This is a genomic window from Pseudomonas sp. PDM21, assembly GCF_014852505.2.
Taxonomy (GTDB): domain Bacteria; phylum Pseudomonadota; class Gammaproteobacteria; order Pseudomonadales; family Pseudomonadaceae; genus Pseudomonas.
Genome location: NZ_CM181223.1, coordinates 4455433 through 4481678 on the forward strand (window position 1 = coordinate 4455433; position 26246 = coordinate 4481678).

Annotated in this window: 23 protein-coding genes; 8 read left to right on the top strand and 15 right to left on the bottom strand. The window is 65.3% G+C overall.

Features of this window, described 5'->3' with window-relative positions; genetic code table 11:
* Positions 1-28: 28 nt before the first annotated feature.
* On the bottom strand, positions 29-2239 hold the full coding sequence (locus IB275_RS20380; RefSeq protein WP_192292460.1) for a DNA internalization-related competence protein ComEC/Rec2: 2211 nt from the start codon (positions 2237-2239) through the stop codon (positions 29-31).
* A gap of 152 nt (positions 2240-2391) precedes the next feature.
* Between IB275_RS20380 and IB275_RS20385 the strand changes: the two genes are divergently transcribed.
* Positions 2392-2922 carry a DUF2062 domain-containing protein gene (locus IB275_RS20385; protein WP_192290733.1) on the top strand — a complete coding sequence of 177 codons (531 nt, stop codon included), beginning with the start codon at positions 2392-2394 and terminating at the stop codon, positions 2920-2922.
* A 160-nt stretch (positions 2923-3082) separates the two neighbouring features.
* Here the strand turns inward: IB275_RS20385 and IB275_RS20390 are convergent, their stop codons facing one another.
* From IB275_RS20390 to IB275_RS20400, 3 genes are read right to left on the bottom strand one after another with little or no spacing between them, the layout of a single operon-like run.
* Positions 3083-4330 (bottom strand): lipoprotein-releasing ABC transporter permease subunit, encoded by a 1248-nt coding sequence (locus IB275_RS20390; RefSeq protein WP_192290735.1) that lies wholly within the window; start codon positions 4328-4330, stop codon positions 3083-3085.
* Between the two features lie 11 nt (positions 4331-4341).
* Complete coding sequence (gene lolD, locus IB275_RS20395) at positions 4342-5040, bottom strand: lipoprotein-releasing ABC transporter ATP-binding protein LolD (RefSeq protein WP_017519266.1); 699 nt, start codon at positions 5038-5040, stop codon at positions 4342-4344.
* Entirely contained in the window at positions 5033-6286 is a 1254-nt protein-coding gene (locus tag IB275_RS20400; RefSeq protein ID WP_192290737.1) for a lipoprotein-releasing ABC transporter permease subunit, read from the bottom strand. The genes lolD and IB275_RS20400 overlap by 8 nt, the downstream gene beginning before the upstream one ends.
* A 124-nt stretch (positions 6287-6410) precedes the next feature.
* Between IB275_RS20400 and IB275_RS20405 the strand changes: the two genes are divergently transcribed.
* From IB275_RS20405 to IB275_RS20415, 3 genes are read left to right on the top strand one after another with little or no spacing between them, the layout of a single operon-like run.
* Positions 6411-6986, top strand: a complete 576-nt coding sequence (locus IB275_RS20405; RefSeq protein ID WP_192290739.1) for a PilZ domain-containing protein — start codon at positions 6411-6413, stop codon at positions 6984-6986.
* A gap of 14 nt (positions 6987-7000) precedes the next feature.
* On the top strand, positions 7001-7315 hold the full coding sequence (locus IB275_RS20410; protein ID WP_192290741.1) for a phosphodiesterase: 315 nt from the start codon (positions 7001-7003) through the stop codon (positions 7313-7315).
* The gene (locus IB275_RS20415) at positions 7312-8034 is read left to right on the top strand and encodes a glycerophosphodiester phosphodiesterase (protein WP_192290743.1); all 723 of its coding nucleotides are present in this window, start codon (positions 7312-7314) and stop codon (positions 8032-8034) included. Before IB275_RS20410 ends, IB275_RS20415 begins: the two co-directional genes overlap by 4 nt.
* Positions 8035-8076: 42 nt before the next feature.
* Here IB275_RS20415 and sthA read toward each other — a convergent pair whose 3' ends face one another.
* From sthA to IB275_RS20435, 4 genes are all read right to left on the bottom strand, one after another.
* Positions 8077-9471 carry a Si-specific NAD(P)(+) transhydrogenase gene (sthA, locus tag IB275_RS20420; protein ID WP_017519271.1) on the bottom strand — a complete coding sequence of 465 codons (1395 nt, stop codon included), beginning with the start codon at positions 9469-9471 and terminating at the stop codon, positions 8077-8079.
* A gap of 210 nt (positions 9472-9681) precedes the next feature.
* Complete coding sequence (locus IB275_RS20425) at positions 9682-10695, bottom strand: FAD:protein FMN transferase (RefSeq protein WP_192290746.1); 1014 nt, start codon at positions 10693-10695, stop codon at positions 9682-9684.
* A gap of 126 nt (positions 10696-10821) precedes the next feature.
* Positions 10822-12219 carry an amino acid permease gene (locus tag IB275_RS20430; RefSeq protein WP_192290748.1) on the bottom strand — a complete coding sequence of 466 codons (1398 nt, stop codon included), beginning with the start codon at positions 12217-12219 and terminating at the stop codon, positions 10822-10824.
* A gap of 108 nt (positions 12220-12327) precedes the next feature.
* Positions 12328-13794, bottom strand: a complete 1467-nt coding sequence (locus tag IB275_RS20435) for a glyceraldehyde-3-phosphate dehydrogenase (RefSeq protein WP_081519453.1) — start codon at positions 13792-13794, stop codon at positions 12328-12330.
* Between the two features lie 140 nt (positions 13795-13934).
* On the opposite strand from IB275_RS20435, the gene mfd reads away from it, so the two are divergent.
* Both mfd and IB275_RS20445 read left to right on the top strand, forming a co-directional pair.
* Positions 13935-17399, top strand: a complete 3465-nt coding sequence (gene mfd / locus IB275_RS20440; RefSeq protein WP_192290750.1) for a transcription-repair coupling factor — start codon at positions 13935-13937, stop codon at positions 17397-17399.
* Between the two features lie 11 nt (positions 17400-17410).
* Complete coding sequence (locus IB275_RS20445) at positions 17411-18073, top strand: CsiV family protein (protein WP_081519451.1); 663 nt, start codon at positions 17411-17413, stop codon at positions 18071-18073.
* 120 nt (positions 18074-18193) lie between these two features.
* On the opposite strand, the gene IB275_RS20450 is transcribed toward IB275_RS20445, so the two are convergent.
* The 4 genes from IB275_RS20450 to IB275_RS20465 are packed head-to-tail and all read right to left on the bottom strand — an operon-like array spanning position 18194 to position 21248.
* Entirely contained in the window at positions 18194-18931 is a 738-nt protein-coding gene (locus tag IB275_RS20450; RefSeq protein ID WP_192290752.1) for an S-methyl-5'-thioinosine phosphorylase, read from the bottom strand.
* A gap of 9 nt (positions 18932-18940) precedes the next feature.
* The gene (gene nagZ / locus IB275_RS20455) at positions 18941-19939 is read right to left on the bottom strand and encodes a beta-N-acetylhexosaminidase (RefSeq protein ID WP_192290753.1); all 999 of its coding nucleotides are present in this window, start codon (positions 19937-19939) and stop codon (positions 18941-18943) included.
* Between the two features lie 11 nt (positions 19940-19950).
* Positions 19951-20475, bottom strand: a complete 525-nt coding sequence (locus tag IB275_RS20460) for a L,D-transpeptidase (RefSeq protein WP_081519448.1) — start codon at positions 20473-20475, stop codon at positions 19951-19953.
* A gap of 56 nt (positions 20476-20531) precedes the next feature.
* Positions 20532-21248 (bottom strand): TetR/AcrR family transcriptional regulator, encoded by a 717-nt coding sequence (locus IB275_RS20465; protein ID WP_017519280.1) that lies wholly within the window; start codon positions 21246-21248, stop codon positions 20532-20534.
* A gap of 262 nt (positions 21249-21510) precedes the next feature.
* On the opposite strand from IB275_RS20465, the gene lexA reads away from it, so the two are divergent.
* The gene (gene lexA / locus IB275_RS20470; RefSeq protein WP_026079098.1) at positions 21511-22125 is read left to right on the top strand and encodes a transcriptional repressor LexA; all 615 of its coding nucleotides are present in this window, start codon (positions 21511-21513) and stop codon (positions 22123-22125) included.
* Positions 22126-22138: 13 nt separating this feature from the next.
* Positions 22139-22612 (top strand): SOS-induced cell division inhibitor SulA, encoded by a 474-nt coding sequence (sulA, locus tag IB275_RS20475; RefSeq protein ID WP_081519447.1) that lies wholly within the window; start codon positions 22139-22141, stop codon positions 22610-22612.
* Positions 22613-22656: 44 nt separating this feature from the next.
* On the opposite strand, the gene IB275_RS20480 is transcribed toward sulA, so the two are convergent.
* From IB275_RS20480 to topA, 3 genes are all read right to left on the bottom strand, one after another.
* Positions 22657-22896 carry a hypothetical protein gene (locus IB275_RS20480; RefSeq protein ID WP_045211682.1) on the bottom strand — a complete coding sequence of 80 codons (240 nt, stop codon included), beginning with the start codon at positions 22894-22896 and terminating at the stop codon, positions 22657-22659.
* Between the two features lie 107 nt (positions 22897-23003).
* A complete protein-coding gene (locus tag IB275_RS20485; RefSeq protein ID WP_151187746.1) occupies positions 23004-23525 on the bottom strand; it encodes a DUF6586 family protein in 522 nt (173 codons plus the stop codon).
* A gap of 67 nt (positions 23526-23592) precedes the next feature.
* Entirely contained in the window at positions 23593-26199 is a 2607-nt protein-coding gene (gene topA, locus IB275_RS20490; RefSeq protein ID WP_081519445.1) for a type I DNA topoisomerase, read from the bottom strand.
* Positions 26200-26246: the final 47 nt, after the last annotated feature.

Consider the following 26246-nt stretch of genomic DNA (forward strand, 5'->3'; position numbering starts at 1 on the left):
GGGCCGTGGCGAGCCGACCGCCCGAGGCTCAATTTTCCTGCCAGAAATGTGCGCCTTCCCGCACTCCCCGGACCTCGCCATGGGCACCGAGCATCAGAGTCAGCGCGCCCTGCTCCGCCGTATCCTGAATCCGGATGCCCAGCGCGCGGAAGCGTTCGACGACCGACGGGTGCGGATGGCCATAAGGGTTGTTGGCGCCGCGGGAGATGATCGCCGTCGTTGGCCCGATCGCCCGCAGAAAGGCTGGCCCGGAGGAGCTGCGGCTGCCGTGGTGCCCAGCCAGCAGCCAGTCGATGCGCTCCCCCGGATGCGCGGCCAGCCACGCCAGCTCGGCGGGTTGTGGCAGGTCGCCGGTAAGCAGGATGCGCTCGCCGTTGGCTTCGATTTCCAGCGCGCAGGAACGGTCGTTGCTTTCCCTGGCGCCCGCCCAGGCCCAGCTGGAGAAGCGAGCGCCATCGACCTGCCACTCCTCGATTCCACAGGGACGCGCCTGCAACTCCTCCGGCAGGCGCTCGGGCTCACCGCTGATGACCTGCGCCGGCCGCAACGAGCGCTTCACTGCCACGGCGCCGCCGGCATGGTCGTTATCCGCGTGACTGAGCATCAGCCTATCCAGATGACCGATGCCCAGGCTGCGCAGCGTCGGCACGACCACGCGCTCGCCGATGTCGAATTCGCCGTTGCGCGCCCCAGTGTCGTAAAGCCAGACCTGGCTGCGCGTGCGGATCAGCACCGACAGCCCCTGCCCCACGTCCAGCACGCGGATCTCGGCCATGCCCGGTGCGGGCAACGGGACTGACGGCCAGAACACCGGCACGAACATCGCCAGCCCCAGTGCACGCAATGGGACGCCAGCCGGCGCAAGCAGCAAGAACGCCCCCAGCATCGCCAGCGCCACCGCCCAGGCGGGCGCGGCTACTGGCTGCCAGGCGGGCGCCAGCCCGGCCATCCAGCCCAACAGGCGGAACAGCCACTCCAGCAGGCCGCCCGACACCCAGAGCAGGGCCTCGCCCAGCCAGGGAACGCCAAGCGCCAGACTCCCCAGCAACGCCAGCGGGACGACGACCAACTCGACCCAGGGCACGGCGATCAGGTTGGCGATCACGCCGGAAACGCTCAGCGGCAAACCCAGGGCGATGGACGCCGGCAGCAGACCAACCGCCATCAGCCATTGCGCGCGCAGCCAGGTGCGCCAGGCGGTCCAGCGCCCCAACCGTCCCGAGAAGCCGAAGATCAGCAGCGCCACCGCCGCATAGGACAGCCAGAAGCCCGGCAACAGCACCACCAGCGGCTCGACCAGCAGCACCGCGAGCAAGGCACCGAGCAAGGGCGCCCAAAGCCCGCGATGGCGATAGCGCAGGCGCCACAGCAGGACGATGGAGACCATGACGCAGGCGCGCTGCAGTGGCACCTCGAAGCCAGCCATCAGGCTGTACGCCCAGGCACCGCTTGCAGCCAGCAGGCAGGCACAGGGCAACCACGGGATTCGTGCCGGCCAGCAACCAAAGCGCGCCAGCCCGGCAACCAACGCATAGAGCAGGCCGGCCAGCAGCGAGATGTGCGAGCCGGAGATCACCATCAGGTGCAGGGTTCCGGTGTCCTGCAGGACCTGCCAGTCCGCTGTGGTCAGCCCGGACGCATCGCCCAGCACCAGCGCGACGAGCGCCCCGGAGCGGCCGTGAGCATCCACCGCCAGCAGTCGTTGCCGCCAGGCTTCGCGCCAGGCGCGCGGGCCGCTGGAACCCACCAGGCGCTGCCCATCCTTCACGCTACCCGTGGCGCCGATGCGCTGGGCGGTGAGCCAGGCTTCGTAATCGAAGCCCGCGCTATTGGCCATGCCGTGGGGGCGTTTGAGCTTCACCGCCAGCCGCCAGCGCTCGCCGCCCTCCACCGGGGGCCCACCGAACCAGGACAGACGCAGCGTGGCAGGGACCTTCGCGCGGGGGCTGGAGACCTCGGCGAGCTGGAAGCGCACCGATGGCCCCGAGCGATCCGGCAGGCCCTCTACCCTGCCCTCCAGCCACAGCGTGCGGCCGTCCAGCTCCGGCGCCAGGCGATCATCCAGCGCCCACTGCGCCGACTGGCAGGCCCAGGCGAAACCGAGCAGGAACAGCCCGACGAAATAGCCGCGGGTGAACAACAACGGCAGCGCGACCACCGCGAGAAGCAGCAGAACCCAGCCGGATGGCAGCGCCGGCATCCAGCGCAGCGCCAGCAACCCCAGGGCCAGCGCGAACATCCCTGTACGAGGCAACGGAGCGACTCCCTGACCCCGGCGCAACCGCCGATCCGATTGGCCTGCGGCGGTTACACACGGACATAGTTGGCAACGAATGACTGTCACCTAGCTAGGCATAATGAGCCGTCGTCCGTCTGCCAGAGATTTCCTCCATGCCGCGCCGAATCTTCAAGCGCTACATGCCCGATCCGGAGAGCATCAGGAACCACAAGGGCCTGCGCTTTCTCGGACCGCTGATCCAGTCGCCCAACCTCTGGCACCTGAATCGCCGCTCGGTGTCCCGCGCCATGGGCATGGGACTGTTCGCCGCGTTCATCCCGATCCCACTGCAGATGCTGCTGGCCGCCTCGCTGGCGGTATGGGTGAGGGCCAACCTGCCGATCTCGGTGGGGCTGGTCTGGCTGACCAACCCGATCACCATGCCGCCGGTGTTCTACTGCACCTACAAGATGGGCGCCTGGGTCATGGGCATTCCGGCGCGCGCCCTGCCCGACCACCTGACCTGGGAATGGATCAGCGGTGAGCTGTCGATGCTCTGGCAGCCGTTCCTGCTGGGCTCGGTGATCTGCGGCATCCTGGTGGGCATCCTCGGCTACCTGCTCACTGAGGGCTACTGGCGCTGGTGGATCGGCCGCAGCTGGCGGCGGCGGCGGGCGCTGCGCAACCTGCAGAACGGCCTGTAGACGCAATCGCCGCCTCGGGCAATCACGGCTTTTCGTGGGAGCGAGTTTGCTCACGAACCATCCTACCGGCGGCTCTGGAGTTGAGTGGGTTCGCGAGCAAGCTCGCTCCTACAGGTACAAAAAAGCCGCCCCAGGGGGCGGCTTTTTCATGGGCCGGTGATCACTCGTACCGCAGCGATTCCGCCGGCTGGGTCGAGGCCGCGCGCCAGGCCGGGTAGAGCGTGGCGAGGAAGCTCATCGACAGCGCCGCGACGCAGATCAGCACGATGTCGCTGATCTGCGGGTCGGACGGCAGGTAGTTGATGAAGTAGATGTCCGAGTTGAACACGTGGGTGCCGGCGACGCGCTCCAGGGTCGAGACAATGGCGGTGACGTTGTACGCCGCCAGCACGCCCAGCACACAGCCGATAACGGTGCCGATCAGGCCGATCACCGTGCCCTGCACCATGAAGATCGCCATGATCTGCTTCGGCGTGGCGCCCAGGGTGCGCAGGATGGCGATGTCCGCGCGCTTGTCGGCCACCACCATGATCAGGGTGGCGATGATGTTGAAGGCGGCGACCGCGACGATCAGCAACAGCAGCAGGCCGATCATGGTCTTTTCCATCTTCATCGCGCTGAACAGGCTGCCCTGGGTGTGGGTCCAGTCCACCGAGCGATAGCCATCGCCCAATTGCCTGGCGATGGCCGCACCGACTTCCGGCGCCTGGAACAGGTCCTTCAGGGCAATGCGCACGCTCTGTACCTGGCCAGGCTGCCAGCGCATCAGGCTGGCGGCGTCGTCTACGTGGATCAGCGCCAGGGTGCTGTCCAGTTCGGCACCGACCTTGAAGATGCCGACCACGTTCAGGCGCTGCATGCGCGGAGTGATACCGCCAGGCGCGGTGCTCGGCTCGGGCACGATCAGCAGCAGACTGTCACCGACGTTGACGTGGAAGCGCCGCGCGGTGATCTCGCCGATGACCACGCCGAACTCGGTGGCCTTGAGGTCGTCGAGGCTGCCGCGAACCATGTGCTGGCCGATGATCGACACCTGGGTTTCCAGCGCCGGATCGACGCCATCGACCTCGATGGGTTGCATCATGCCCTTGTAGGAGAGCATGCCGTCGACTTCGGTGTAGGGCACCGCGCCGACGATCTTCGGGTTCTGCTTGGCCACTTCGGCGACGTGCTGCCAGTTATCCAGCGGGCCGCTGGTCTGCTGCAGCACGGCATGCGGGACCATGCCGAGGATGCGCGAGCGCATTTCCTTCTGGAAGCCGTTCATCACCGAAAGCACCACGATCATGGCCAGCACGCCCAGAGCGAGGCCGATCATCGAGGTCAGGGAGATGAACGAGATGTAGTGGTTGCGTCGCTTGGCACGGGTGTAGCGGGTGCCGATGAAGACGGACAGGGGTCTGAACATTCCGTTATCCCTCAGGCGGCGACCAGCCGGCCCTCCTCCAGGCGCAGCACACGGTCCATCTGCTGGGCGAGGTGAGTGTCGTGGGTCACCACCAGGAAGGCGGTGCGCAGGGACTGCGACAGTTCCAGCATCAGCTCCTGGATGCCGTGGGCGGTGTGCTGGTCGAGGTTGCCGGTAGGCTCGTCGAGCAGTACCAGCTTCGGCGTGTTGACCAGGGCACGGGCGATGGCTACGCGCTGGCGCTCACCACCGGACAGCTCCGACGGCTTGTGGCTCAGGCGATGGCCCAGACCCACGCGCTCCAGCAGCGCAGTGGCACGCTGGCGCGCCTCGGGGATCGGCGTCTTGCCGATCAGCAGCGGCATGCAGACGTTCTCCAGGGCGGTGAACTCGGGCAGCAGGTGGTGGAACTGGTAGACGAAGCCGAGCGCACGGTTGCGCAGCAGGCCGCGTTGTTTCTCGTTCAGCGCCGACAGCTGTTCGCCGGCCAGCCAGACGCTGCCGGTGCTGGGCGTGTCGAGGCCGCCGAGCATGTTCAGCAGGGTGCTCTTGCCCGAGCCGGAGCTGCCGACGATGGCCACGCGCTCGCCGGGCAGCAGCTCCAGTTGCACGCCGGAGAGCACTTCGACCGACTGCGGACCTTCCTCGTAGCGCTTGCCGAGGTCGCGGCAGCTCAGGACGGCCTGGTCGTTGGGGGTCGGCTTACTCATAACGCAGGGCCTCCGCGGGCTGGGTGCGTGCCGCACGCCAGGCCGGATACAAGGTGGCGAAGAAACTCAGGATCAGCGCGGCGCTGCACACCAGGATCACGTCCTCGCTCATCAGCTGCGAGGGCAGGTAATCGATGAAGTAGACGTCCGCGTTGAGGAATTTGTGGCCGAGCAGGCGCTCCAGCAAGGCGATGGCGGAGCTGACATTTAGCGCCGCGAGAACGCCCAGCACGCCGCCGATGAAGGTGCCGATCACGCCGATCACCGTGCCCTGGACCATGAAGGTCGCCATGATCTGCCCCGGCGTAGCGCCCAGGGTACGCAGGATGGCGATATCAGCCTTCTTGTCGGTGACGACCATGACCAGGGTGGAAATGATGTTGAACGCAGCGACCGCGACAATCAGCAGCAGCAACAGGCCGATCATGGATTTCTCCATGCGGATCGCCTGGTACAGGTTGCCGTGGCTGCGGGTCCAGTCGCGGGCGAAGTAGTCGTTGCCCTTCAGGGTGCGGGCGATTTCCCAGGCGGTGCGCGGTGCCTGGAACAGGTCGTCGAGCTTCAGGCGCAGGCCTTCGACCTGGCCTTGCTTGAGGCGGCGCATGCGCGCGGCGTCGTCGATGTGGACCATGGCGACGTAGCCGTCCAGCTCGCCGGCGCCGACATGGAAGGTGCCGACCACGGTAAAGCGCTTCATGCGCGGGAACATGCCGGCCGGGGTGACCGAGACTTCCGGGGCGATGAAGGTGACCTTGTCGCCCAGCTTCACGCCGAGGTTCTTCGCCGCCTTGTCGCCGATGATGATGCCGAACTCGCCAGGCTTGAGGCTGCTGAGCGAACCCTGCTGGAAGAACTGGTCGATGATCGAGACCTTGCTCTCCTCGTTCGGGTCCACGGCGTTGATCAGCACCTTCTGTACCGTGCCGCCGGCGCTGAGCAGGCCCTGCATCTGGATGAAGGGCGCGACTTCCAGCACATTGGGGTGCTGGGTCTTGATCTGCGTGGCGATGCCCTGCCAATCGGAGATCGGCTGGTAGGACTCGACCGTGGCGTGGGGCACCATGCCCAGCACCCGGGTGCGCATCTCGTGGTCGAAGCCGTTCATCACCGAGAGCACCACGATCATCACCACCACGCCCAGCGCGAGGCCGATCATGGAGGTGAGCGAGATGAAGGAAACGAAGTGGCTGCGGCGTTTGGCGCGTGTGTAGCGCGTTCCGATGTAGACGGAAAGGGGTCTGAACATGTGGGGCCGAATGAGAAGGTGAAGAGTGCGTCGGGCGTCAGTTCCATCTGGCGTGCGACTTCCGTGTGGCGAGGCCAGGCAGGCGGCTTTACACTCAGACCATCACTGCTGCCGTGGGTTCGCCATGTCCACTCCAGACGCGGATGACCGCCGCGAATACTATCGTATTGAAGACACGCTCGCATTGGAATTTCGCCCGCTGCGCGAGGACGAAATCCAGTCGGGAGAAGTGCTTCAGGATGATTCCGCGCTGTTCAACCTGCTTAGCGACCTGCACCTGACCGACTTCGAGTCGCAGCACCTGCTGCGCCATATCAACGAGCGAGATCGCCCGTTGGCCAGTTACCTGAAGGTGATGAACAAGCGCATCGACCTGATCGCCCAGGCCCTGACCCAGAGCCTGCTCAGCGAGATCGGCCCGGCGCGCAAGGTCACGCTGTCCGAAGGCGGCATCAATTTCCGCGACGCCCAGCCACTGCCGGTCGGCCAGGATCTGGCGCTGAAGATCGTCCTGCTCCCCCACGGCCTGGGCCTGCTGCTGCGCGCCAAGGTCACCCATTGCCAGCAGCAGCCCGAGGGCGACTACGAGATCGGCACCGAGTTCGAGATGCTCGGCGACGCCCCGCGCCAGTTGCTGGCCCGCCACATCCTCCAGCGCCAGGCATTGGAACGCCGGCAGGCCAAGGCCCGCGAAGAATGAACCCAGGGATATCCATGCGCCATCTGCTGCTCCTGTTGAGCCTTGTCACCCCGCTGCCACTGCTGGCGGATACCATCGAGATACCCGTGGGCAGCCAGGGCGACCCGCACATCGTGCTGCCGGCCCGTGGCGAGAGCCAGAAGGCCGTGCTGGAACGCTTCGGCCTGCCGGACGAGGAGCACCCGGCGGTGGGCAAGCCGCCCATCTCACGCTGGGACTACCGCGAATTCAGCGTCTATTTCGAGAGCGGCGTGGTGGTCGATGCCGTCCGCCAGCACCGCTCGCAAACCCTCAAGGACCTTTCACCGACTCCCAAGGAGCCCCAGTGACTCTGATCTATGGCCATCGCGGCGCCAAAGGCGAAGCACCGGAAAACACCCTGAACAGCTTCCAGCGCTGTCTGGAACATGGCGTGAAGCGCTGCGAACTGGACCTGCACCTGTCCCGCGACGGCGAGCTGATGGTGATCCACGACCCGACGCTCAAGCGCACCACCGGCCGACGCGGCAAGGTCTCCGAGCAACTGGCGGAGGATCTGGTGACCATGGACGCCCGCGTCGGCGGTCCGGGCTGGGTGCGCCCCTGCCCCATCCCGCGCCTGGCGGAGCTGTTCGAGCGCTGCGAGTTCGAGCACTGGCAGCTGGAAGTGAAAAGCGCATCGAAGGATCGGGCTGGCCGCACGGTTCAGGCGATCCACCAGCTGGTAGGCCGTTTCGGCCTGCGCGACCGGATCACCGTGACCTCGAGTTCGCGCACGGTACTGCGCGCACTGGAGGAACTGGCGCCGGAGCTGTCACGCGGGCTGGTGGCCGAATACGCCTGGCTCGACCCGCTGAAGGTCGCCGCGCACTACGGCTGTGATCTGCTGGCGCTGAACTGGATGCTGTGCACCCCGGAGCGCTTGCTGAAAGCGCAGAAGCAGGGGCTGCATGTGTCGGTGTGGACGGTCAACGAGCCGGCGCTGATGCGCCGGCTCGCTGATTTTGGCGTGGATAGCCTGATCACAGACTTTCCCGGTTTGGCCACTGCCACGATCGGGAATCGCTGAGCAGGTTCCCCCCGACTGGCTCAGGCCGCCGGTCGGGGTACTTCAAAAAATCCGGTTCAGGCCGTCGAACGCCGCTACGCGGTAGGCTTCGGCCATGGTCGGATAGTTGAAGGTGGTGTTGACGAAGTACTTCAGGGTGTTCAGTTCGCCCGGCTGGTTCATGATCGCCTGGCCGATGTGGACGATCTCCGAGGCCTGGTCGCCGAAGCAGTGCACACCGAGGATTTCCAGGGTGTCGCGGTGGAACAGGATCTTCAGCATGCCCACCGGCTCGTTGGAGATCTGCGCGCGCGCCATACCCTTGAAGAAGGCCTTGCCCACTTCATAAGGAATCTTCGCCACGGTCAGCTCCTGCTCGTTCTTGCCGATCGAGCTGATCTCCGGAATGGTGTAGATACCGGTCGGCACGTCGTTCACGAAGCGCCAGCCATCGTGCTCGACGATGTTGCCGGCAGCCGAACGACCCTGGTCGTAGGCGGCGCTGGCCAGGCTCGGCCAGCCGATCACGTCACCGGCGGCATAGATGTTCGATACCGAGGTGCGGTAGTTCTCGTCCGTCTCGATCTGCCCGCGGCTGTTGACCTTGATGCCGATGTTCTCAAGGCCCAGGCGGTCAGTGTTGCCGGTGCGGCCGTTGCACCACAGCAAGGCGTCCGCCTTGATCTTCTTGCCCGACTTCAGGTGCAGGATCACCCCATTGTCCAGGCCTTCCACGCGCTCGTAATCCTCATTGTGACGGATCAGCACGTTGTTGTTGCGCAGGTGGTAGCTCAGCGCATCGGAGATTTCGTCGTCGAGGAAGCTCAGCAGTTGGTCACGGGTGTCGATCAGGTCCACCAGCACGCCCAGGCCGCTGAAGATCGAAGCGTACTCGCAGCCGATCACACCGGCTCCGTAGATGATCAGGCGGCGCGGGGTGTGGCTCAGGGACAGGATGGTGTCGCTGTCGTAGACACGCGGGTGGTTGAAGTTGATGTCCGACGGGCGATACGGGCGCGAGCCGGTGGCGATGACGAACTGGTCGGCCACCAGGCGCTCCACGGCGCCGCTGGGGGTCACGACTTCAACGGTGCGCTCGTCGACGAAACTGGCGGTGCCGTTGAACATGTCGATGCGGTTGCGCGCGTAGTAGCCGGTGCGCGAGGAGACCTGCTTGGAGATTACCCGCTCGGCGCTTTTCAGCACGTCCGGGAAGGAGAACCAGCGCGGCTCGCCGATCTGGCGGAACATCGGGTTGGTGTTGAACTCGATGATCTGCTTCACCGAGTGACGCAGCGCCTTGGACGGGATGGTGCCCAGGTGCGTGCAGTTGCCGCCGACCACGCGACGGCTGTCCACCACCGCCAGCTTGCGCCCGTACTTGGAGGCGTTCATCGCCGCCCCCTCGCCTGCCGGGCCCGTGCCGAGAATCACCACGTCGTAGTTGTAGACAGCCATGCGTACTCCTTCAGAACAGGCCGGGGCGCTCGCTTGGCGCTCCCGGCAAAACCTCGGCACCACATGCGCCGAGGCGGATCGAAATCATTGGCGCAGCTTAGCCCTGCGGCAAAAGGCTGCACATTAGCGGTTGGTCGGCAGGTAGGCGAATTTTGCCGCCACTACATGCCGTTGCCAGCCTGCGGGCCGCCATCATGCCCGCCGAAGCTTTCATTCAGGCGACGGAAACAGCGCTTCGAAGCGCGTCGTCGCGCGGGTCACGAAGCCCTCGCCCTGACGCACGATGAAGAAGGCCGCCAGCCCATTGTGCTCGGCAAAGGTATAGCCCTCCTCCGGCCCCAGCACCATCAGCAGGGTCGACAGGCCATCGGCGCGCAGAGCCCGGGCTTCCGCCACGGTGACCGCCGCCAGCGCATGCCGGACCGGCGTGCCGGTGCGCGGGTCGAAGGTGTGCGAATAGCGTTGCCCACCCTCCTCGAAATAGTTGCGGTAGTCGCCGGAGGTGGACAGGCCGATGCCATCCAGCGCCACCGAGCGCTCCACCTGCCGCTCGCGCTCGCCGCTGGGCACTTCCAGGGCAATGCGCCACGGCGTGCCATCGGGCTTGCGGCCCACGGCCTTGAGCTCGCCGGTGATTTCCACCAGGTAATCCGCCAGGCCCAGCTCTGCAAGACGCGCACTGACCTGATCCACCGCATAGCCGGCGACGAGGCTGTCAAAGTCCAGTTGCGCATCGACGTCCTTGCACAGCTGATCGCCGTTCAGACCCAGATGCTGATGGCCGACGCGGGTGCGTTCATGCGCTAGCGCGGCGGCATCGGGCACCTTCTCGCTGCGCGACTGCGGGCCGAAGCCCCAGAGGTTCATCAGCGGCTCGACGGTGAGATCGAAGGCGCCGCCGCTCTGTTGCGAAAGCTGTTCGCCGTAGCGCCAGAGCGTCAGCATGTCCGCCGGCAAGGCCATGCAGGTACCGGCGGGCAAGGCGTTGAAGCGGGACACCACGGAGTCGTCGCGGTAGGTGGAGAACTGCTCGTCCAGGCTCGCCAGGATCGTGTCGACCTCGGCCTTGAGCCTGGCTGCGTCCGGCGACTTTCCGGTCGGCACGAACTGCACCGTGTAGCTGCTGCCCATGGTCGGCCCGCCGAAGCGCTCGACGGATTGCCCGCAGCCACTCAGGGCTGCCAGAACCAGTACGATCAACAGGCTTGCACGGGACAAGGTCATCTCCATCAGCCGCCGGGGGCGCGGCGCCGGCATTCTACCGCAAGCACCGGGCGCCACTGTTGCCGCCCTGGCAAAGGTCCATTACCAAAAGAAAACGGGAGCCGAAGCTCCCGTTTCTCAACTGGATCAGGCGCTGGCCTGGCCCGGGGACTTGCGCTTGAACAGGTAGCACACACCCATCAGCACGATCCACACCGGGATCGCGTACACCGACACGTCGATGCCCGGGATCTGCAGCATGATGCCGAGGATGAACACCACGAAGGCCAGGCACAGCCAGTTGCCGTAGGGGTACCACAGCGCTCGGAAGAACGGCTGCACACCCTTGGCCACCATGGCCTTGCGGAACTTCATGTGGGCCAGGCTGATCATCGCCCAGTTGATCACCAGCGCGGCGACCACCAGCGACATCAGCAACTCCAGCGCCTGGTGCGGGATCACGTAGTTGACCACGACACAGGCCAGGGTGATGAAGGCCGAGACGCCGATGGCCAGCAGCGGTACGCCGCGATCATCGACCTTGGCGAAGGCGCGCGGGGCATCGCCCTGCTCGGCCAGGCCGAAGAGCATGCGGCTGTTGCAGTACACGCAGCTGTTGTAGACCGACAGCGCGGCGGTAAGCACCACGAAGTTCAGGATGTGCGCCGCGTACTCGCTGCCCAGCAGCGAGAAGACCTTGACGAACGGGCTGCCGCTGTAGGGATCGCCGGCGCTGTTGATGCTCTGCAGCAGGGCATCCCAGGGGTACAGCGAGAGCAGCACGGCCAGGGCGCCGATGTAGAAGATCAGGATCCGGTAGATGACCTGGTTGATCGCCTTGGGAATGACCTTTTTCGGCTCGGAGGCTTCGGCGGCGGTGATACCGACCAGCTCCAGTCCACCGAAGGAGAACATGATGATCGCCAGGACCATCACCAGGCCCTTCCAGCCATTGGGGAAGAAGCCGCCGTGGGCCCACAGGTTGCTCACCGAGGCCTGCGGACCACCGTTGCCGCTGGCCAGCAGCCAGACGCCGAGCAGGATCATGCCGATGATGGCGACAACCTTGATGATCGCGAACCAGAACTCGGTCTCGCCGAAGGCCTTCACGTTGAACAGGTTGATGGCGTTGATCAAGACGAAGAACACCGCGGCCGTCGCCCAGGTCGGGAAGTCCGGCCACCAGAACTGGATGTACTTGCCGACCGCGGTCAGCTCCGACATGCCCACCAGGATATACAGCACCCAGTAGTTCCAGCCGGACATGAAGCCGGCGAAACCGCCCCAGTACTTGTGCGCGAAGTGGCTGAAGGAGCCGGCAACGGGCTCCTCGACGATCATCTCGCCGAGTTGGCGCATGATCAGGAAGGCGATGAAGCCGCCGATGGCGTAGCCGAGGATCATCGACGGGCCGGCGGATTGCAGCACGCCGGCAGAGCCCAGGAACAGGCCGGTACCGATGGCGCCGCCGAGGGCGATCAGCTGGATGTGGCGGTTCTTCAGACCGCGCTTCAGCTCGCCTTCATGCAGATGTTGTCCATCCATTTGAAGTCTTTCCAGGTTCGGGAATTGGCAGATTTTATTGATGGTTATGGGGGTGCCACTAACGAAAAACGGGAGCCCGAGAGCTCCCGTTTATCTAGACCGCCTGAATCAGCGCGGGAAAGCCGGCGGGTTCACGCCAGCCATGTCTTCCATCACGCGGACGACCTGGCAGCTGTAGCCGAACTCGTTGTCGTACCACACGTACAGGACGACGCGGTTGTCGTTGGCGATGGTCGCCTCGGCATCGACGACGCCCGCATGGCGGGAACCGACGAAGTCGGTGGACACCACTTCCTGGGACGACACGAAGTCGATCTGCTTCTGCAGGTCCGAGTGCATGGCCATCTGGCGCAGGTACTCGTTGATCTCTTCGCGGTTGGTGGCCTTTTCCAGGTTCAGGTTGAGGATGGCCATGGAGACGTTCGGCGTCGGAACGCGGATGGCGTTGCCGGTCAGCTTGCCCTTCAGGACCGGCAGAGCCTTGGCGGCAGCGGTAGCGGCGCCAGTCTCGGTGATCACCATGTTCAGCGGCGCGGCGCGGCCACGACGGCTGCCCTTGTGGAAGTTGTCGATCAGGTTCTGGTCGTTGGTGAACGAGTGAACGGTTTCGACGTGGCCGTTGACGATGCCGTACTGGTCGTTCACAGCCTTGAGCACCGGCACGATGGCGTTGGTGGTGCAGGAAGCGGCGGAAACGATCTTGTCGTCAGCGGTGATGTCGCCATGGTTGATGCCGTGAACGACGTTCTTCAGCGCACCCTTGCCCGGAGCGGTCAGGATCACGCGGTCGATACCCGGGCACTTCAGGTGCTGGCCCAGGCCTTCGGCATCGCGCCACTTGCCGGTGTTGTCGACCAGCAGGGCTTTCTTGATGCCGTACTGGGTGTAGTCGATCGACGCCGGGTCGTTGGAGTAGATCACCTGGATCAGGTTGCCGTTGGCGGTGATGGTGTTGTTTTCTTCATCGATGGTGATGGTGCCGTCGAACGGACCATGCACGGAGTCACGACGCAGCAGGCTGGCGCGCTTGACCAGATCGTTCTCGGCGCCCTTGCGGACGACGATGGCGCGCAGGCGCAGGCCGTCGCCACCACCGGTCTTCTCGATGAGGATTCGGGCCAGCAGGCGGCCGATACGACCGAAGCCGTACAGGACCACGTCGGTGCCTTCGCGGGCGCCGCCGTTCTGCTTGCCGACCACGTCGGCCAGCTCGTCCTTGGTGAACTGCTCGATGCTGCGGCCGTTACCTTCGGTCTTGAACTTGGCAACCATCTTGCCCAGGTCTACCGAAGCTGCGCCCAGCTTGAGCTCGCTCATCGCCTTGAGGATCGGGAAAGTGTCGTGAACCGACAGCCCGCCTTCTTCGGCCAGGCGGTGACGGGCGAAACGGTGCGCTTTGAGGATCGCGATCACCGAACGGTTGATCAGGCCACGGCCGTAGATCGAGGTCACCACGTTGTTGTTACGGTACAGCTGACCGATCAGCGGAATCATGGCTTCCGCGAGGGCTTCACGATCGATCCACTCACCGAGACACTGGTCGGGCTTCTGGGTCACGGGCAATACCTTCCACATGTAGGAGAAGAAAAAAGGGGCTACATTATGACGGCGCGAACAATCGCCGGCAATCCGCAGCGGTCGTATGACTGACATCCGTCAATCGGGATAGTTACAATCCGACCGGTCAAATTCCTCGACCGGAGCCAAGACTGCCCGTGTCCGTATTGCGTATCCCTACATTGCCGACCGCAGCCGGCAAACAATCCTGGGGCAACCTCCCCGGGGCCGCCCTGAGCCTGGCCATCGCTGAAGCGGCCGGGCCGGCGAAACGTTTCACCCTGTTGCTGACCGCCGACAGCCAGAGCGCCGAGCGCCTGGAGCAGGAGCTGCGCTTCTTCGCGCCGGACCTGCCGGTGCTGCAGCTGCCGGACTGGGAAACCCTGCCCTACGACGTGTTCTCGCCACACCAGGACATCATTTCCCAGCGCGTCGCTACGCTCTATCAGTTGCCCGAACTGCGCCGCGGCGTGCTCGTGGTGCCGATCACCACCGCCCTGCACCGCCTGGCGCCGGCCAAGTTCCTGCTCGGCAGCAGCCTGGTGCTGGATGTCGGCCAGAAACTCGACGTCGAGCAGATGCGCAGCCGCTTCGAGGCTGCCGGCTACCGCTGCGTGGACACTGTCTACGAACACGGTGAGTTCGCCGTGCGCGGCGCGCTGATCGACCTGTTCCCGATGGGCAGCGAGCTGCCCTACCGCATCGACCTGTTCGATGACGAAATCGAGACGCTGCGCACCTTCGACCCGGAAACCCAGCGCTCCATCGACAAGGTGGAGAGCATCCGCCTGCTGCCGGCGCGCGAGTTCCCGCTGCGCAAGGAAGCGGTGACCGGCTTCCGTGGCCGCTTCCGCGAGCGTTTCGACGTCGACTACCGCCGCTGCCCGATCTATCAGGACCTCGCCAGCGGCCTGACACCCGCCGGCATCGAGTACTACATCCCGCTGTTCTTCGAAGATGGCGAGACTTCGACGCTGTTCGACTACCTGCCACAGGACACCCAGGTGTTCTCCCTGCCGGGCATCGAGGGCGCCGCCGAGCAGTTCTGGACCGACGTGCGCAACCGCTATGAAGACCGCCGCTACGACCCGGAACGCCCCCTGTTGCCGCCGGCTGAAGTGTTCCTGCCGGTAGAGGACTGCTTCGCCCGCCTGAAGAGCTGGCCGCGGGTGGTGGTCAGCCCCGAGCCGATCGACACCGGCGTCGGCCGCGAGCGCTTCCCCGCGCAAGCGCTGCCGGAACTGGCCATCGAGGCCAAGGCCACCGAGCCGCTGGCGCGCCTGCGCCAGTTCATCGAGCAGTTCGACGGCCGCATCCTCTTTACCGCCGAGTCCGCCGGCCGCCGCGAGGTGCTGCTGGAATTGCTGGCGCGGCTGAAGCTGCGCCCGGTGGAAGTCGAGGGCTGGCCGGGTTTCCTGGCGCATCAGGATCGTCTGGCGATCACCATCGCACCGATGGACGAAGGCCTGCTGCTGGACGCCGACAAGGGCCGGCCGGGCATCGCCCTGGTGGCTGAGAGCCCGCTGTTCGGCCAGCGCGTCATGCAGCGCCGGCGCCGCGAGAAGACCCGCGACGGCGGCGAGAACGTCATCAAGAACCTTACCGAGCTGCGCGAAGGCGCGCCGGTGGTGCACATCGACCACGGCGTCGGCCGTTACATGGGCCTGATTACCCTGGAGATCGACGGTCAGAACGCCGAATTCCTCGCCCTGCAGTACGCCGACGAAGCCAAGCTCTACGTGCCGGTGGCCAACCTGCACCTGATCGCCCGCTACACCGGCAGCGACGACGCCCTGGCGCCGCTGCACAAACTGGGTTCGGAAACCTGGCAGAAGGCCAAGCGCAAGGCCGCCGAACAGGTACGCGACGTTGCCGCCGAACTGCTCGACATTTATGCCCGCCGCGCCGCACGCAAGGGCTATGCGTTCAAGGACCCGCAGGTCGACTACGCCACCTTCTCCGCCGGTTTCCCCTTCGAGGAAACCCCGGACCAGCAGACCGCCATCGAAGCCGTGGTGGCCGACATGCTCGCCGACAAGCCGATGGACCGCCTGGTCTGCGGCGACGTGGGCTTCGGCAAGACCGAGGTGGCCATGCGCGCGGCCTTCGTCGCGGTGCACAGCGGCAAGCAGGTCGCCGTGCTGGTGCCGACCACCCTCCTCGCCCAGCAGCACTACAACAGCTTCCGCGACCGCTTCGCCGACTGGCCGGTGAGCGTGGAGGTCATGAGCCGCTTCAAGTCCGCCAAGGAAGTCGAAGGCGCCGTGGCGCAGCTGGCAGAAGGCAAGGTCGACATCGTCATCGGCACCCACAAACTGCTGCAGGACGATGTGAAGTTCAAGAACCTCGGCCTGGTCATCATCGACGAAGAACACCGCTTCGGCGTGCGCCAGAAGGAGCAGCTCAAGGCCCTGCGCAGCGAGGTGGACATCCTCACTCTCACTGCCACGCCGATCCCCCGCACGCTCAACATGGCGGTAGCCGGCATGCGCGACCTGTCGATCATCGCCACGCCGCCAGCGCGCCGCCTGTCCGTGCGAACCTTCGTCATGGAAGAGCAAAAGTCGGTAATCAAGGAAGCCCTGCTGCGCGAACTGCTGCGCGGCGGCCAGGTGTACTTCCTGCACAACGAAGTGAAGACCATCGAGAAGTGCGCCCGCGACCTGGCGGAGCTGGTTCCCGAGGCGCGCATCGGCATCGGCCACGGACAGATGAACGAGCGCGACCTGGAACGGGTGATGAGCGACTTCTACCACAAGCGCTTCAACGTGCTGGTGGCCTCGACCATCATCGAGACCGGCATCGACGTGCCCAGCGCCAACACCATCCTCATCGAGCGCGCCGACAAGTTCGGCCTGGCCCAGCTGCACCAGCTGCGCGGACGCGTCGGCCGCAGCCACCACCAGGCCTATGCCTACCTGCTCACCCCGCCGCGCAAGCAGATGACCCCGGACGCCGAGAAGCGCCTGGAAGCCATCGCCAATGCCCAGGACCTGGGCGCCGGCTTCGTGCTGGCGACCCACGACCTGGAAATCCGCGGCGCCGGCGAGCTGCTCGGCGACGGCCAGAGCGGACAGATCCAGGCGGTGGGTTTCACCCTCTACATGGAAATGCTCGAACGCGCGGTGAAGGCCATCCGCAAGGGCGAGCAGCCGAATCTCGAACAACCGCTGGGCGGCGGTCCGGACATCAACCTGCGCGTACCGGCGCTGATCCCCGAGGATTACCTGCCGGACGTCCACGCCCGCCTGATCCTCTACAAGCGCATCGCCAACGCCGCCGACGAGGACGGCCTGCGCGAGCTGCAGGTGGAAATGATCGACCGCTTCGGCCTGCTGCCTGACCCGGCGAAGAACCTGATCCGTCTGACTTTGCTGAAACTGCAGGCAGAAAAGCTCGGGATCGTGAAGGTAGATGCCGGCCCACAGGGCGGACGGGTAGAATTCGCCGCCGATACCTGCGTCGACCCGCTGGTGCTGATCAAGATGATCCAGAGCCAGCCCAATCGGTACAAATTCGAAGGGGCCACCCTCTTCAAGTTCCAGGTGCCCATGGAGCGCCCGGAAGAACGGTTCAACACGCTGGAAGCGCTGCTCGAGCGCCTCACGCCACAGACTCATTAAGGACCCTGTGCATGCGCCTGTTCCAACCCTTGCTGCTGTCGCTGGCGCTTCTGTCGCCAGCCGCCTTCGCCGAGCCCTACCAGGTGGAGCTGATCCTCTTCCAGCAGTCCGGCGACGCCGTGTTCGCCAGCCGCCCCGCACCCGACGACTGGGCCAAGGGCGCGCAACCGCCGGGCCCGGACAGCTCGCGCCCCACCGCGATGGACGCCCAGGTGGCCAAGCTCAAGCAGAACGAAGGTTTCCAGGTGCTGATGCACAAGGCCTGGCGCCAGGAGATCGACGCCAACCCGGTGAAGATTTCCCTGAGCGAAGGCGCCCAGCGTGACGGCCACTTCCCGGTGGAAGGCACCGTCACCCTCAGCCAGCAGCGCTTCGTTAACACCCAGACCGACTTCTGGATCAACCAGTTCGGCCAGGACGGCCTGCTCGCCGCCAGCCAGCACATGGTCCAGGAAGCCAGCCTGAAGAACAGCGTGCTGACCTACCTCGACCACCCGAGCCTGGGCATGCTGATCAAGGTGACCCCGCTCAACGCCAAGCCCGCCTCCGCCCCGCCGCCCGGCATGGAAGACGAAGCCCCGACCGGCCCGGATGCGCCGCAACAGCAACAGGCTCCGGCCGCACCGGCAGACGGCGGCTTCGAAGCCCCACCGCCGGCACAGCCCGCGCAATGAACAAAAAGCCCGGCATTCGCCGGGCTTTTTTCTTGCTCTTCAAAGAAGCGGGCTTGCTCGCAAACCTGCAAGGCACGGCGCCAAGCGATTCGCGGGCATGGCCCGCTCCTGCAGAGAGCGTCAGCTTATGAGCACACGCCCCAGCACCTCGCGCACCTTGCCGATGCCTTCGTGCAGCGCCTGCTCGATCTCGGCCATGGTGATGATGCCGCTGGACTTGCCGGCCGCCGGGTTCACCACCAGCGACAGGCAGGCGTAGGGCAGGTCCAGTTCGCGGGCCAGCGCAGCCTCGGGCATGCCGGTCATGCCGATGATGTCGCAACCGTCACGCTCCAGCTTGGCGACTTCCGCCACGGTCTCCAGGCGCGGGCCCTGGGTAGCGGCATACACGCCATGGCTGCTGTAGGCATAACCTAGCGCCTGCAGGGCGGCGATCAGCTTGAGCCGCAGCGGCTCGTCATAGGGGTGGCTGAAGTCGATGTGGGTAACGCGCTCGATATCACCGGCGAAATAGGTGTGCTCGCGGCCCCAGGTGTAATCGACGATCTGGTGCGGCACGCAGAGATGGCCGCTGCCCATGGCGGCGTGGATGCCTCCCACAGCGTTCACCGCAAGGATGGCTTCGGCGCCAGCCTGCTTCAGCGCCCAGAGGTTGGCGCGGTAGTTCACCTGGTGCGGCGGGAAGCGATGCGGGTGGCCATGGCGGGCGAGGAAGAGCACCTCGCGACCGGCGAACTCGCCGCGCTGGATGGCCGCCGAAGGCGCGCCGTAGGGCGTATCCAGCTCGATGGCGTCCTTCAGGGTCAACCCTTCCAGCTGGGTCAGGCCGGTGCCGCCGATGATGGCGTAGACAGTCATGGCAAATCCTTAATCAATCAGTTGTGCGGCGCGCAGTTCGCCGACGGCTTGTTGCCAGCGCGGTTGCTGCTTGTATTCGACACCCGGCCAGGCCTTGGCGCGCATGCGTTGCAGACGCTGCGGCGCGGTGACCTTGAGGCGCTGCAGGGCGCTCAGGGCCAGTTCGGCGGAGGCGCGGTCATTGCACACCAGGCCCATGTCGCAGCCAGCGCTCAGCGCAGCCTCGATGCGATTGGCAGCATCGCCGACCACATGGGCGCCGGCCATGGACAGGTCATCACTGAAGATCACCCCATCGAAGCCCAGCTCGCCACGCAGGATGTCCTGCAGCCAGCGGCGGGAGAAGCCGGCGGGGTTAGGGTCGACCTGCGGGTAGATCACGTGGGCCGGCATCAGCGCATCCAGCTCGCCGGACAGGCGCTGGAACGGCACCAGGTCCACGGCGCGGATCTGTTCCAGTGTGCGCTCGTCCTCGGGAATCCCCACATGGGAATCCACTTCCGCCCAGCCGTGGCCAGGGAAGTGCTTGCCGGTGGAAGCCATGCCGGCGGCGCGCATGCCACGGATAAAGGCGCCAGCCAGCGCCACGGCGCGCTCCGGATTGCCTTCGAAGGCCCGGCTGCCGACCACGGCGCTGCGCTGGTGATCCAGGTCCAGTACCGGGGCGAAGCTCAGGTCCAGCCCTACCGCCAGCACCTCGGTCGCCATCAGCCAGCCGCACTGCTCGGCCAGTCGTTCGGCATTGGCGTTATCGGCAATGGCGCGCATCGCCGGCAGGCGCAGGAAGCCCTGGCGCAGGCGCTGCACGCGACCGCCCTCCTGGTCCACCGCCAGCAGCAGGTCAGGGCGTACTGCGCGAATGGCCTCCATCAGCTCGCGCACCTGGCGCGGCGATTCGATGTTGCGGGCAAAGATGATCAGGCCACCGACTTCCGGGTGGCGCAGGATCTGGCGGTCCTCGGCGGTAAGCCAGGTGCCGCCGATGTCGAGCATCAGGGAGCCTTGCATGTGCATTCCTTTCAATTCAGTTGCGCCACCTGCCACTCGGGACAGGCGGGTTCTTCGATTCGGACCCGGCAATGGAGCGGCACCTGCGGGAAGAGTTCCAGCAGGTCATCATTGCGCAGGCGGATACAGCCGTGGGACAGCGGCGTGCCCATGGGCTCGCAGTCCGGCGTGCCGTGCAGATAGATGTAGCGGCGGAAGGTATCGACCTCGCCCATCCGATTGCGCCCCGGCTCGCAGCCGCTGAGCCAGAGGATGCGCGAGAGGATCCAGTCGCGGCCGGGAAACGCCTCGTGAAGCACGGCCGTCCAGGTCTCGCCAGTCCAGCGTCGGCCCTTCAGTACCGCGCCTTTGGGCAAGCCATCGCCGATGCGTGCACGGACCTGGTGCAAGCCGCGTGGCGTGCAGCCGGAGCCGTTGCGCTCCCCCGCGCCGTTGGCAGCGCTGGATACCGGAACGCGCACGACAAGACGCCCTGCGGCGAAGCCGTAGAGCATCTGGTCAGCAAGGGAGATATGGAGAAGATCGAGATCAGCCATGGCCGGCTACTGTAGCCGATCGGACCGACGCAGCCCAGCGTGAAGCCGGGCCCGGATCAGACCTTGGCGGGCGCCTGGGCGGCACTCGACTTGGTGCGCGGCTTGAGCTGCGCACCCGCCAGCGAGGGATCACTGACGCCGCTGTCGGCACGCATGCCGGCAGCAAGGAACGGCACCATCAGGCGCATCACCTGCTCGATGGAAGTGTTCACGCCGAAATCGTTCTCGGCCATGGCGCGCAGCGCCTTGATGCCGGACATGCTGAACACCGCGGTACCCAGCATGAAGTGCACGCGCCAGAATAGTTCCAGCGGCGGCAGGCGCGGCGCGGACTCATGCACCAGCAGCATGTAGCGGCGGAATACCTTGCCGTAGACCTCTTCGAGGTACTTGCGCAGGTGGCCCTGGCTCTGGCTGAACGCCAGGCCCAGCAGGCGCATGAAGATCGACAGGTCGTTGCCGCTACGCGGCTTCACCGCCATGGCCTGGACCACGAGCAGTTCGAGCAGCTCCTCCAGGGTGGCGCGCGGCGCATCGGGCTTGGCCTGACGGCGATCCAGCTCCTTCTCGAGGCTGGCGCAGAACGGGCCGAGGAAGCGCGAGAAGACCGCCTGGATCAGCGCCTTCTTCGAGCCGAAGTGATAGTTCACCGCCGCGAGATTCACCCCCGCCTTGCTGGTGATCAGACGCAGGGAGGTTTCGGCGAAGCCTTTCTCCGCGAACAGCTGTTCCGCAGCATCCAGGATGCGTTCGACGGTTTCCGACTGGGCCATGGCTACTCCGCCTGACAAACACTTGTTTGAAACATACGTTTCAGCGTCTTGTATTGTCAAGCAAAGTGCGATGGATTGTTACCAATATCATGGCAATGCGACGAGACGCCTGAATCGATGAGGATCTACAGCAAGACGCCTGCCAACGCCCAAAGGTTACATGCACGAACGTTCCACCGACAGCCGCACCCAATAAAAGCATTGCCAGCCCGCCATCACTGTATATAATTCCAGGCACTGTATAAAAAGCCAGAGTATGGACATGCTGAAGCTCACGCCGCGCCAAGCCGAGATCCTCGCCTTCATCAAACGCTGCCTGGAAGCCAACGGCTACCCGCCCACCCGCGCGGAAATCGCCCAGGAGCTCGGCTTCAAGTCGCCCAACGCCGCCGAGGAGCACCTGAAGGCCCTCGCCCGCAAAGGCGCCATCGAGATGACCCCGGGCGCCTCCCGTGGCATCCGCATCCCCGGCTTCGAACCCAAGGCCGCCGCCAATGACGACGAATTGCCGATCATCGGCCGCGTCGCCGCCGGCGCACCGATCCTCGCCGAGCAGAATGTCGATGACACCTGCCGGATCAACCCCACCTTCTTCAACCCGCCGGCCGACTACCTGCTGCGCGTGCGCGGCCAGAGCATGAAGGACGTTGGCATCATGGATGGCGACCTGCTCGCCGTGCATGTCACCCGCGAGGCGCGCAACGGCCAGATCGTCGTCGCCCGCCTGGGTGAAGAGGTCACGGTGAAGCGATTCAAGCGCGAAGGCAGCAAGGTCTGGCTGCTCGCCGAGAACCCGGAGTTCGCCCCCATCGAGGTCGATCTCAAGGAACAGGAACTGGTCATCGAAGGCTTGAGCGTCGGCGTGATCCGTCGCTGAACAGGAGACACCCATGCAGTACCCGCAGCCGCAGAACCTGCCGCAACTCCCGCTGTTCCAGGAAGCACTCTGGGCAAGCGGTACTGCTCCCCTGCTTCCGGAGCTGATGGAAGAAGAGCCCGTCGCCGATGAAAGCGCCTTCAGCGAGATCGCCCTGCGCGGCCTCCCCGGCCAGTGCCTGATGTTGCTGGCGCCGATGCTCCGCGAGCTGAGCGAGGAAAGTGATTCGCGCTGGCTGACCCTGATCGCTCCGCCGTCCAGCCTGACTCCGGACTGGCTGCGCAAGGCCGGCCTGAACCGCCAGGGCATCCTGCTGCTTCCGGCCCGCGATCAGGCCGCCGCCCAGGCCCTGGCCTGCGAAGCGCTGCGCCTGGGCAACAGCCACACCGTGGTGAGCTGGCTCAATCTCAGCGCGAAAGCGCGCGCGCAACTGTCCCGCGCCGCCGTTGCCGGCCAGGCGCAGAGCCTGAATATTCGTCTGGGTTGATCTGATCGGGAAGCTTCGCCGCGAACGCGGCGAAGCGGAAGAACTCAATGCAGGACGCGCGGACCTTCGTCGTCCATGCTCATGTCACCGCCTTCGGCGAGACGGCCGGCCATCTGTACACCCACATTGAACATCGCCTTGGCGATCTCGATGTGCTGGCCCTGCAGGAAGCCCTTGGCATCGGCGGAGAACTCCAGGGTCACCAGCGCCTCCTCCTCGTCCGCACGACGCAGCACGATACGCCCGTCAGGCAGCTCGACAATTTCCAGAAATGAGGTTGGCATAGCGACGTTCTCCACAGCAGAACGCGTAGTGTAACAGCCACACCCGCCACACCCTAGCCAAAGCTTGCGCGGACCGACCGGAAGGCCGGCGGGTTGTGATGCAGGGATCAGAGCTCGGTAAGCGATGCGCGGAAGCGCAGCACCAGGTCCTTCAGGGATTTGCGCCAGGTTTCCAGCTCGTCATTGCCCAACTCGGCTGGCGCCTCGTCGTCGACATTCACCGCCTGGATCAGAGGCTGGGTCGGATCAACCTTGGCTTTCCTCGGCTCGCTCGGCGGCTGGAACAACGCGGCATAGGCGGCCAGCAGGCGACCCAGCCAGGCTTCCGGCGATTGCGCCAGCTCGACCATCTCCGCCAGCTCCGGGCTTGGCGCGGCAGCCAGTACCTCGGCATTCAGCAGCATATCGACGCGCGGCGCGCCGGCCTGGGGCAGGCGGTAGTAGCCAGCGATCTCATGGGCTACGCCCAGCACCGCTCCGTAGAGATGGAACAGCGCCGCTTCGCGTTCAGCCTGGATGCGCGCCTGGGCATTCATCGCACGCGCCGCTTCGGCGCTGCGCCAGGCTTCCAGGGCAAGGCCGGCGAAGAACAGCTTCTGGTTGGTACGGGTATAGAGTTCGTTCGCCATGACCGGGCCCTCTGCAGTCGACTTCGGCAGTATAAGCACGCCCCGCCTCAGCGGGGCGCGCCTTCCATCAGCGCTTGTCTTCGACCTTCCACTTGCCACCGTCGAAGAACGCGCGCCAGCCGGTGGGCTTGCCATCAACCTCGGACTGTACGTACTGCTCCTTGGTCTTGCGGCTGAAACGGATTACCGCCGGGCGGCCATCCGGGTCTTTCGCGGGAGCTGCGAGCAGGAAGTGGTACTTCGGATCCAGCTCTTCCTTGTGCGGCACCAGCTCGGCAACCAGCGGAGCACGGGTCTCGCGGTTCTTCGGGAACTGGCTGGCGGCCAGGAACAGGCCGGAAGCGCCGTCACGCAGTACGTAGATGTCGTCCACCTTCTCGCACTTGAGTTCCGGCATGCGGATGGCATCCATCTTCGGCGGCGCGGGCTCGCCGCTTTTCAGCAACTTGCGGGTGTTCTTGCAGGTCGGATTGGTGCAGCCGAAGAACTTGCCGAAGCGGCCGGTCTTGAGTTGCATCTCGCTGCCGCACTTGTCGCATTCCAGGCTCGGGCCTTCGTAGCCCTTGATGCGGTACTGGCCTTCCTCGATCTCGTAGCCGGCGCAATCCGGGTTGTTGCCGCAGATGTGCAGCTTGCGTTTCTCGTCGACCAGGTAGGCGTCCATCGCGGTGCTGCAGATCGGGCAGCGGTGCTTGCCGCGCAGTACGCGGGACTCGGATTCGCCCTCGTCATCCGCGGCGATTTCGTCGCCCGGAATCAGGTTGACCGTCGCCTTGCAGCGCTCTTTCGGCGGCAGGCTGTAGCCCGAGCAGCCGAGGAACACGCCGGTGGAGGCGGTACGGATCATCATCGGCCGGCCGCACTCGCGGCAGGGGATGTCGGTCAGGGTCGGCTGGTTGGCGCGCATGCCGTCGTTGGAGGCTTCGGCCAGATCGAGCTTCTTGCGGAAGTCGCCGTAGAACTCGTCCAGCACGTTTTTCCAGTCGCGCTCGCCCTGGGCCACGTCATCGAGGTTCTCTTCCATGCCGGCGGTGAAGCCGTAGTCCATCAGGTTGGAGAAGCTCTCGTTGAGGCGGTCGGTGACAATGTCGCCCATCTTCTCCGCGTAGAAGCGGCGGTTGTGGGTGGTGACGTAGCCGCGCTCCTGGATGGTGGAGATGATCGCCGCGTAGGTGGACGGGCGGCCGATGCCGCGCTTTTCCAGCTCCTTGACCAGGCTGGCTTCGGAGAAGCGCGCTGGCGGCTTGGTGAAGTGCTGGCTCGGATCGAGCTTGAGCAGCTTCATCGCGTCGCCCTGGTTCATTTCCGGCAGGACGTCATCCTCGCCCGGCTTGCTCTGCTGCGGCAGCACCTTGGTGTAGCCGTCGAACTTGAGAATGCGACCCTTGGCGCGCAGCTCGAAGTCACCGGCAGCCGCGCTGACGGTGGTGGACAGGTACTCGGCCGGCGGCATCTGGCAGGCCACGAACTGGCGCCAGATCAGGTCGTACAGGCGCTCGGCATCGCGCTCCATGCCCGACAGCTGGGTCGGACGCAGGTTGACGTCGGAAGGACGAATCGCTTCGTGAGCTTCCTGGGCGCCTTCCTTGCTGGAGTAGAAGTTCGGCTTGGCCGGCAGGTATTTCTTGCCGAACTCGCTGTCGATGAAGCCGCGCACCATGTCGATGGCGTCGGCCGACAAGTTGGTCGAGTCGGTACGCATATAGGTGATGTAGCCGGCTTCGTAGAGACGCTGGGCCATCATCATGGTCTTCTTCACCCCGAAGCCCAGGCGGTTGCTCGCGGCCTGCTGCAGGGTGGAGGTGATGAACGGCGCCGAGGGCTTGCTGGATGTCGGCTTGTCTTCGCGCTTGGCGATGCTGTAGCTGGAGGCCTTGAGCTTCTCCAGGGCAGCGGTGGCCTGGGCTTCGTTCAGCGGCTTGAAGGCTTCGCCCTTCTCGCGCACGACTTCGAAGCGGACCTTGTCGTTCTTCGGCGTGCCGAGGTCGGCATGCACTTCCCAGTACTCTTCCGGAACGAAGGCGCGGATCTCGCGCTCACGCTCGACCACCAGCTTCACCGCCACCGACTGCACGCGGCCGGCGGACAGGCCACGGGCGATCTTGGCCCACAGCAGCGGCGAGACCATGTAGCCCACCACGCGATCGAGGAAGCGGCGTGCCTGCTGGGCATTCACGCGATTGATATCCAGCTCGCCGGGCTGGGAGAAGGCCTCCTGGATGGCCTTCTTGGTGATTTCGTTGAAGACCACGCGCTTGTAGCGCGAGTCGTCGCCACCGATGGCCTCGCGCAGGTGCCAGGCAATGGCCTCCCCTTCGCGGTCCAAGTCGGTTGCGAGATAGATGGTGTCGGCATCCTTGGCCAGGCGGCGCAGCTCCTCGATCACCTTTTCCTTGCCGGGCAGGATCTCGTACTTGGCCTTCCAGCCGTGCTCCGGATCGACGCCCATGCGGGTGACGAGCTGGCGCTTGGCCTTCTCCTTCGGCGACAGGGCCGGCGCCTCGGCAGCGGTCTTGCGCGTTTTTGCCGCAGGCTCCTTCGACGCGGACGAGCCGCTGGTGGGCAGGTCGCGGATGTGGCCGATGCTCGACTTCACCACGTACTGGTTGCCCAGGTACTTGTTGATGGTCTTGGCCTTGGCCGGTGATTCCACGATGACCAGCGATTTACCCATGGATCGGAATATTCCTGCGTCGAAAAGATGAATTTATAAGGAGGGAG

Coding starts and splice junctions, on each gene's coding strand:
- IB275_RS20380 (WP_192292460.1), bottom strand. CDS start 2,239: ATGTTCGCGCTGGCCCTGGGGTTGCTGGCGCTGCGCTGGATGCCGGCG.
- IB275_RS20385 (WP_192290733.1), top strand. CDS start 2,392: ATGCCGCGCCGAATCTTCAAGCGCTACATGCCCGATCCGGAGAGCATC.
- IB275_RS20390 (WP_192290735.1), bottom strand. CDS start 4,330: ATGTTCAGACCCCTGTCCGTCTTCATCGGCACCCGCTACACCCGTGCC.
- lolD (WP_017519266.1), bottom strand. CDS start 5,040: ATGAGTAAGCCGACCCCCAACGACCAGGCCGTCCTGAGCTGCCGCGAC.
- IB275_RS20400 (WP_192290737.1), bottom strand. CDS start 6,286: ATGTTCAGACCCCTTTCCGTCTACATCGGAACGCGCTACACACGCGCC.
- IB275_RS20405 (WP_192290739.1), top strand. CDS start 6,411: ATGTCCACTCCAGACGCGGATGACCGCCGCGAATACTATCGTATTGAA.
- IB275_RS20410 (WP_192290741.1), top strand. CDS start 7,001: ATGCGCCATCTGCTGCTCCTGTTGAGCCTTGTCACCCCGCTGCCACTG.
- sthA (WP_017519271.1), bottom strand. CDS start 9,471: ATGGCTGTCTACAACTACGACGTGGTGATTCTCGGCACGGGCCCGGCA.
- IB275_RS20425 (WP_192290746.1), bottom strand. CDS start 10,695: ATGACCTTGTCCCGTGCAAGCCTGTTGATCGTACTGGTTCTGGCAGCC.
- IB275_RS20430 (WP_192290748.1), bottom strand. CDS start 12,219: ATGGATGGACAACATCTGCATGAAGGCGAGCTGAAGCGCGGTCTGAAG.
- IB275_RS20435 (WP_081519453.1), bottom strand. CDS start 13,794: ATGTGGAAGGTATTGCCCGTGACCCAGAAGCCCGACCAGTGTCTCGGT.
- IB275_RS20445 (WP_081519451.1), top strand. CDS start 17,411: ATGCGCCTGTTCCAACCCTTGCTGCTGTCGCTGGCGCTTCTGTCGCCA.
- IB275_RS20450 (WP_192290752.1), bottom strand. CDS start 18,931: ATGACTGTCTACGCCATCATCGGCGGCACCGGCCTGACCCAGCTGGAA.
- nagZ (WP_192290753.1), bottom strand. CDS start 19,939: ATGCAAGGCTCCCTGATGCTCGACATCGGCGGCACCTGGCTTACCGCC.
- IB275_RS20460 (WP_081519448.1), bottom strand. CDS start 20,475: ATGGCTGATCTCGATCTTCTCCATATCTCCCTTGCTGACCAGATGCTC.
- IB275_RS20465 (WP_017519280.1), bottom strand. CDS start 21,248: ATGGCCCAGTCGGAAACCGTCGAACGCATCCTGGATGCTGCGGAACAG.
- lexA (WP_026079098.1), top strand. CDS start 21,511: ATGCTGAAGCTCACGCCGCGCCAAGCCGAGATCCTCGCCTTCATCAAA.
- sulA (WP_081519447.1), top strand. CDS start 22,139: ATGCAGTACCCGCAGCCGCAGAACCTGCCGCAACTCCCGCTGTTCCAG.
- IB275_RS20480 (WP_045211682.1), bottom strand. CDS start 22,896: ATGCCAACCTCATTTCTGGAAATTGTCGAGCTGCCTGACGGGCGTATC.
- IB275_RS20485 (WP_151187746.1), bottom strand. CDS start 23,525: ATGGCGAACGAACTCTATACCCGTACCAACCAGAAGCTGTTCTTCGCC.
- topA (WP_081519445.1), bottom strand. CDS start 26,199: ATGGGTAAATCGCTGGTCATCGTGGAATCACCGGCCAAGGCCAAGACC.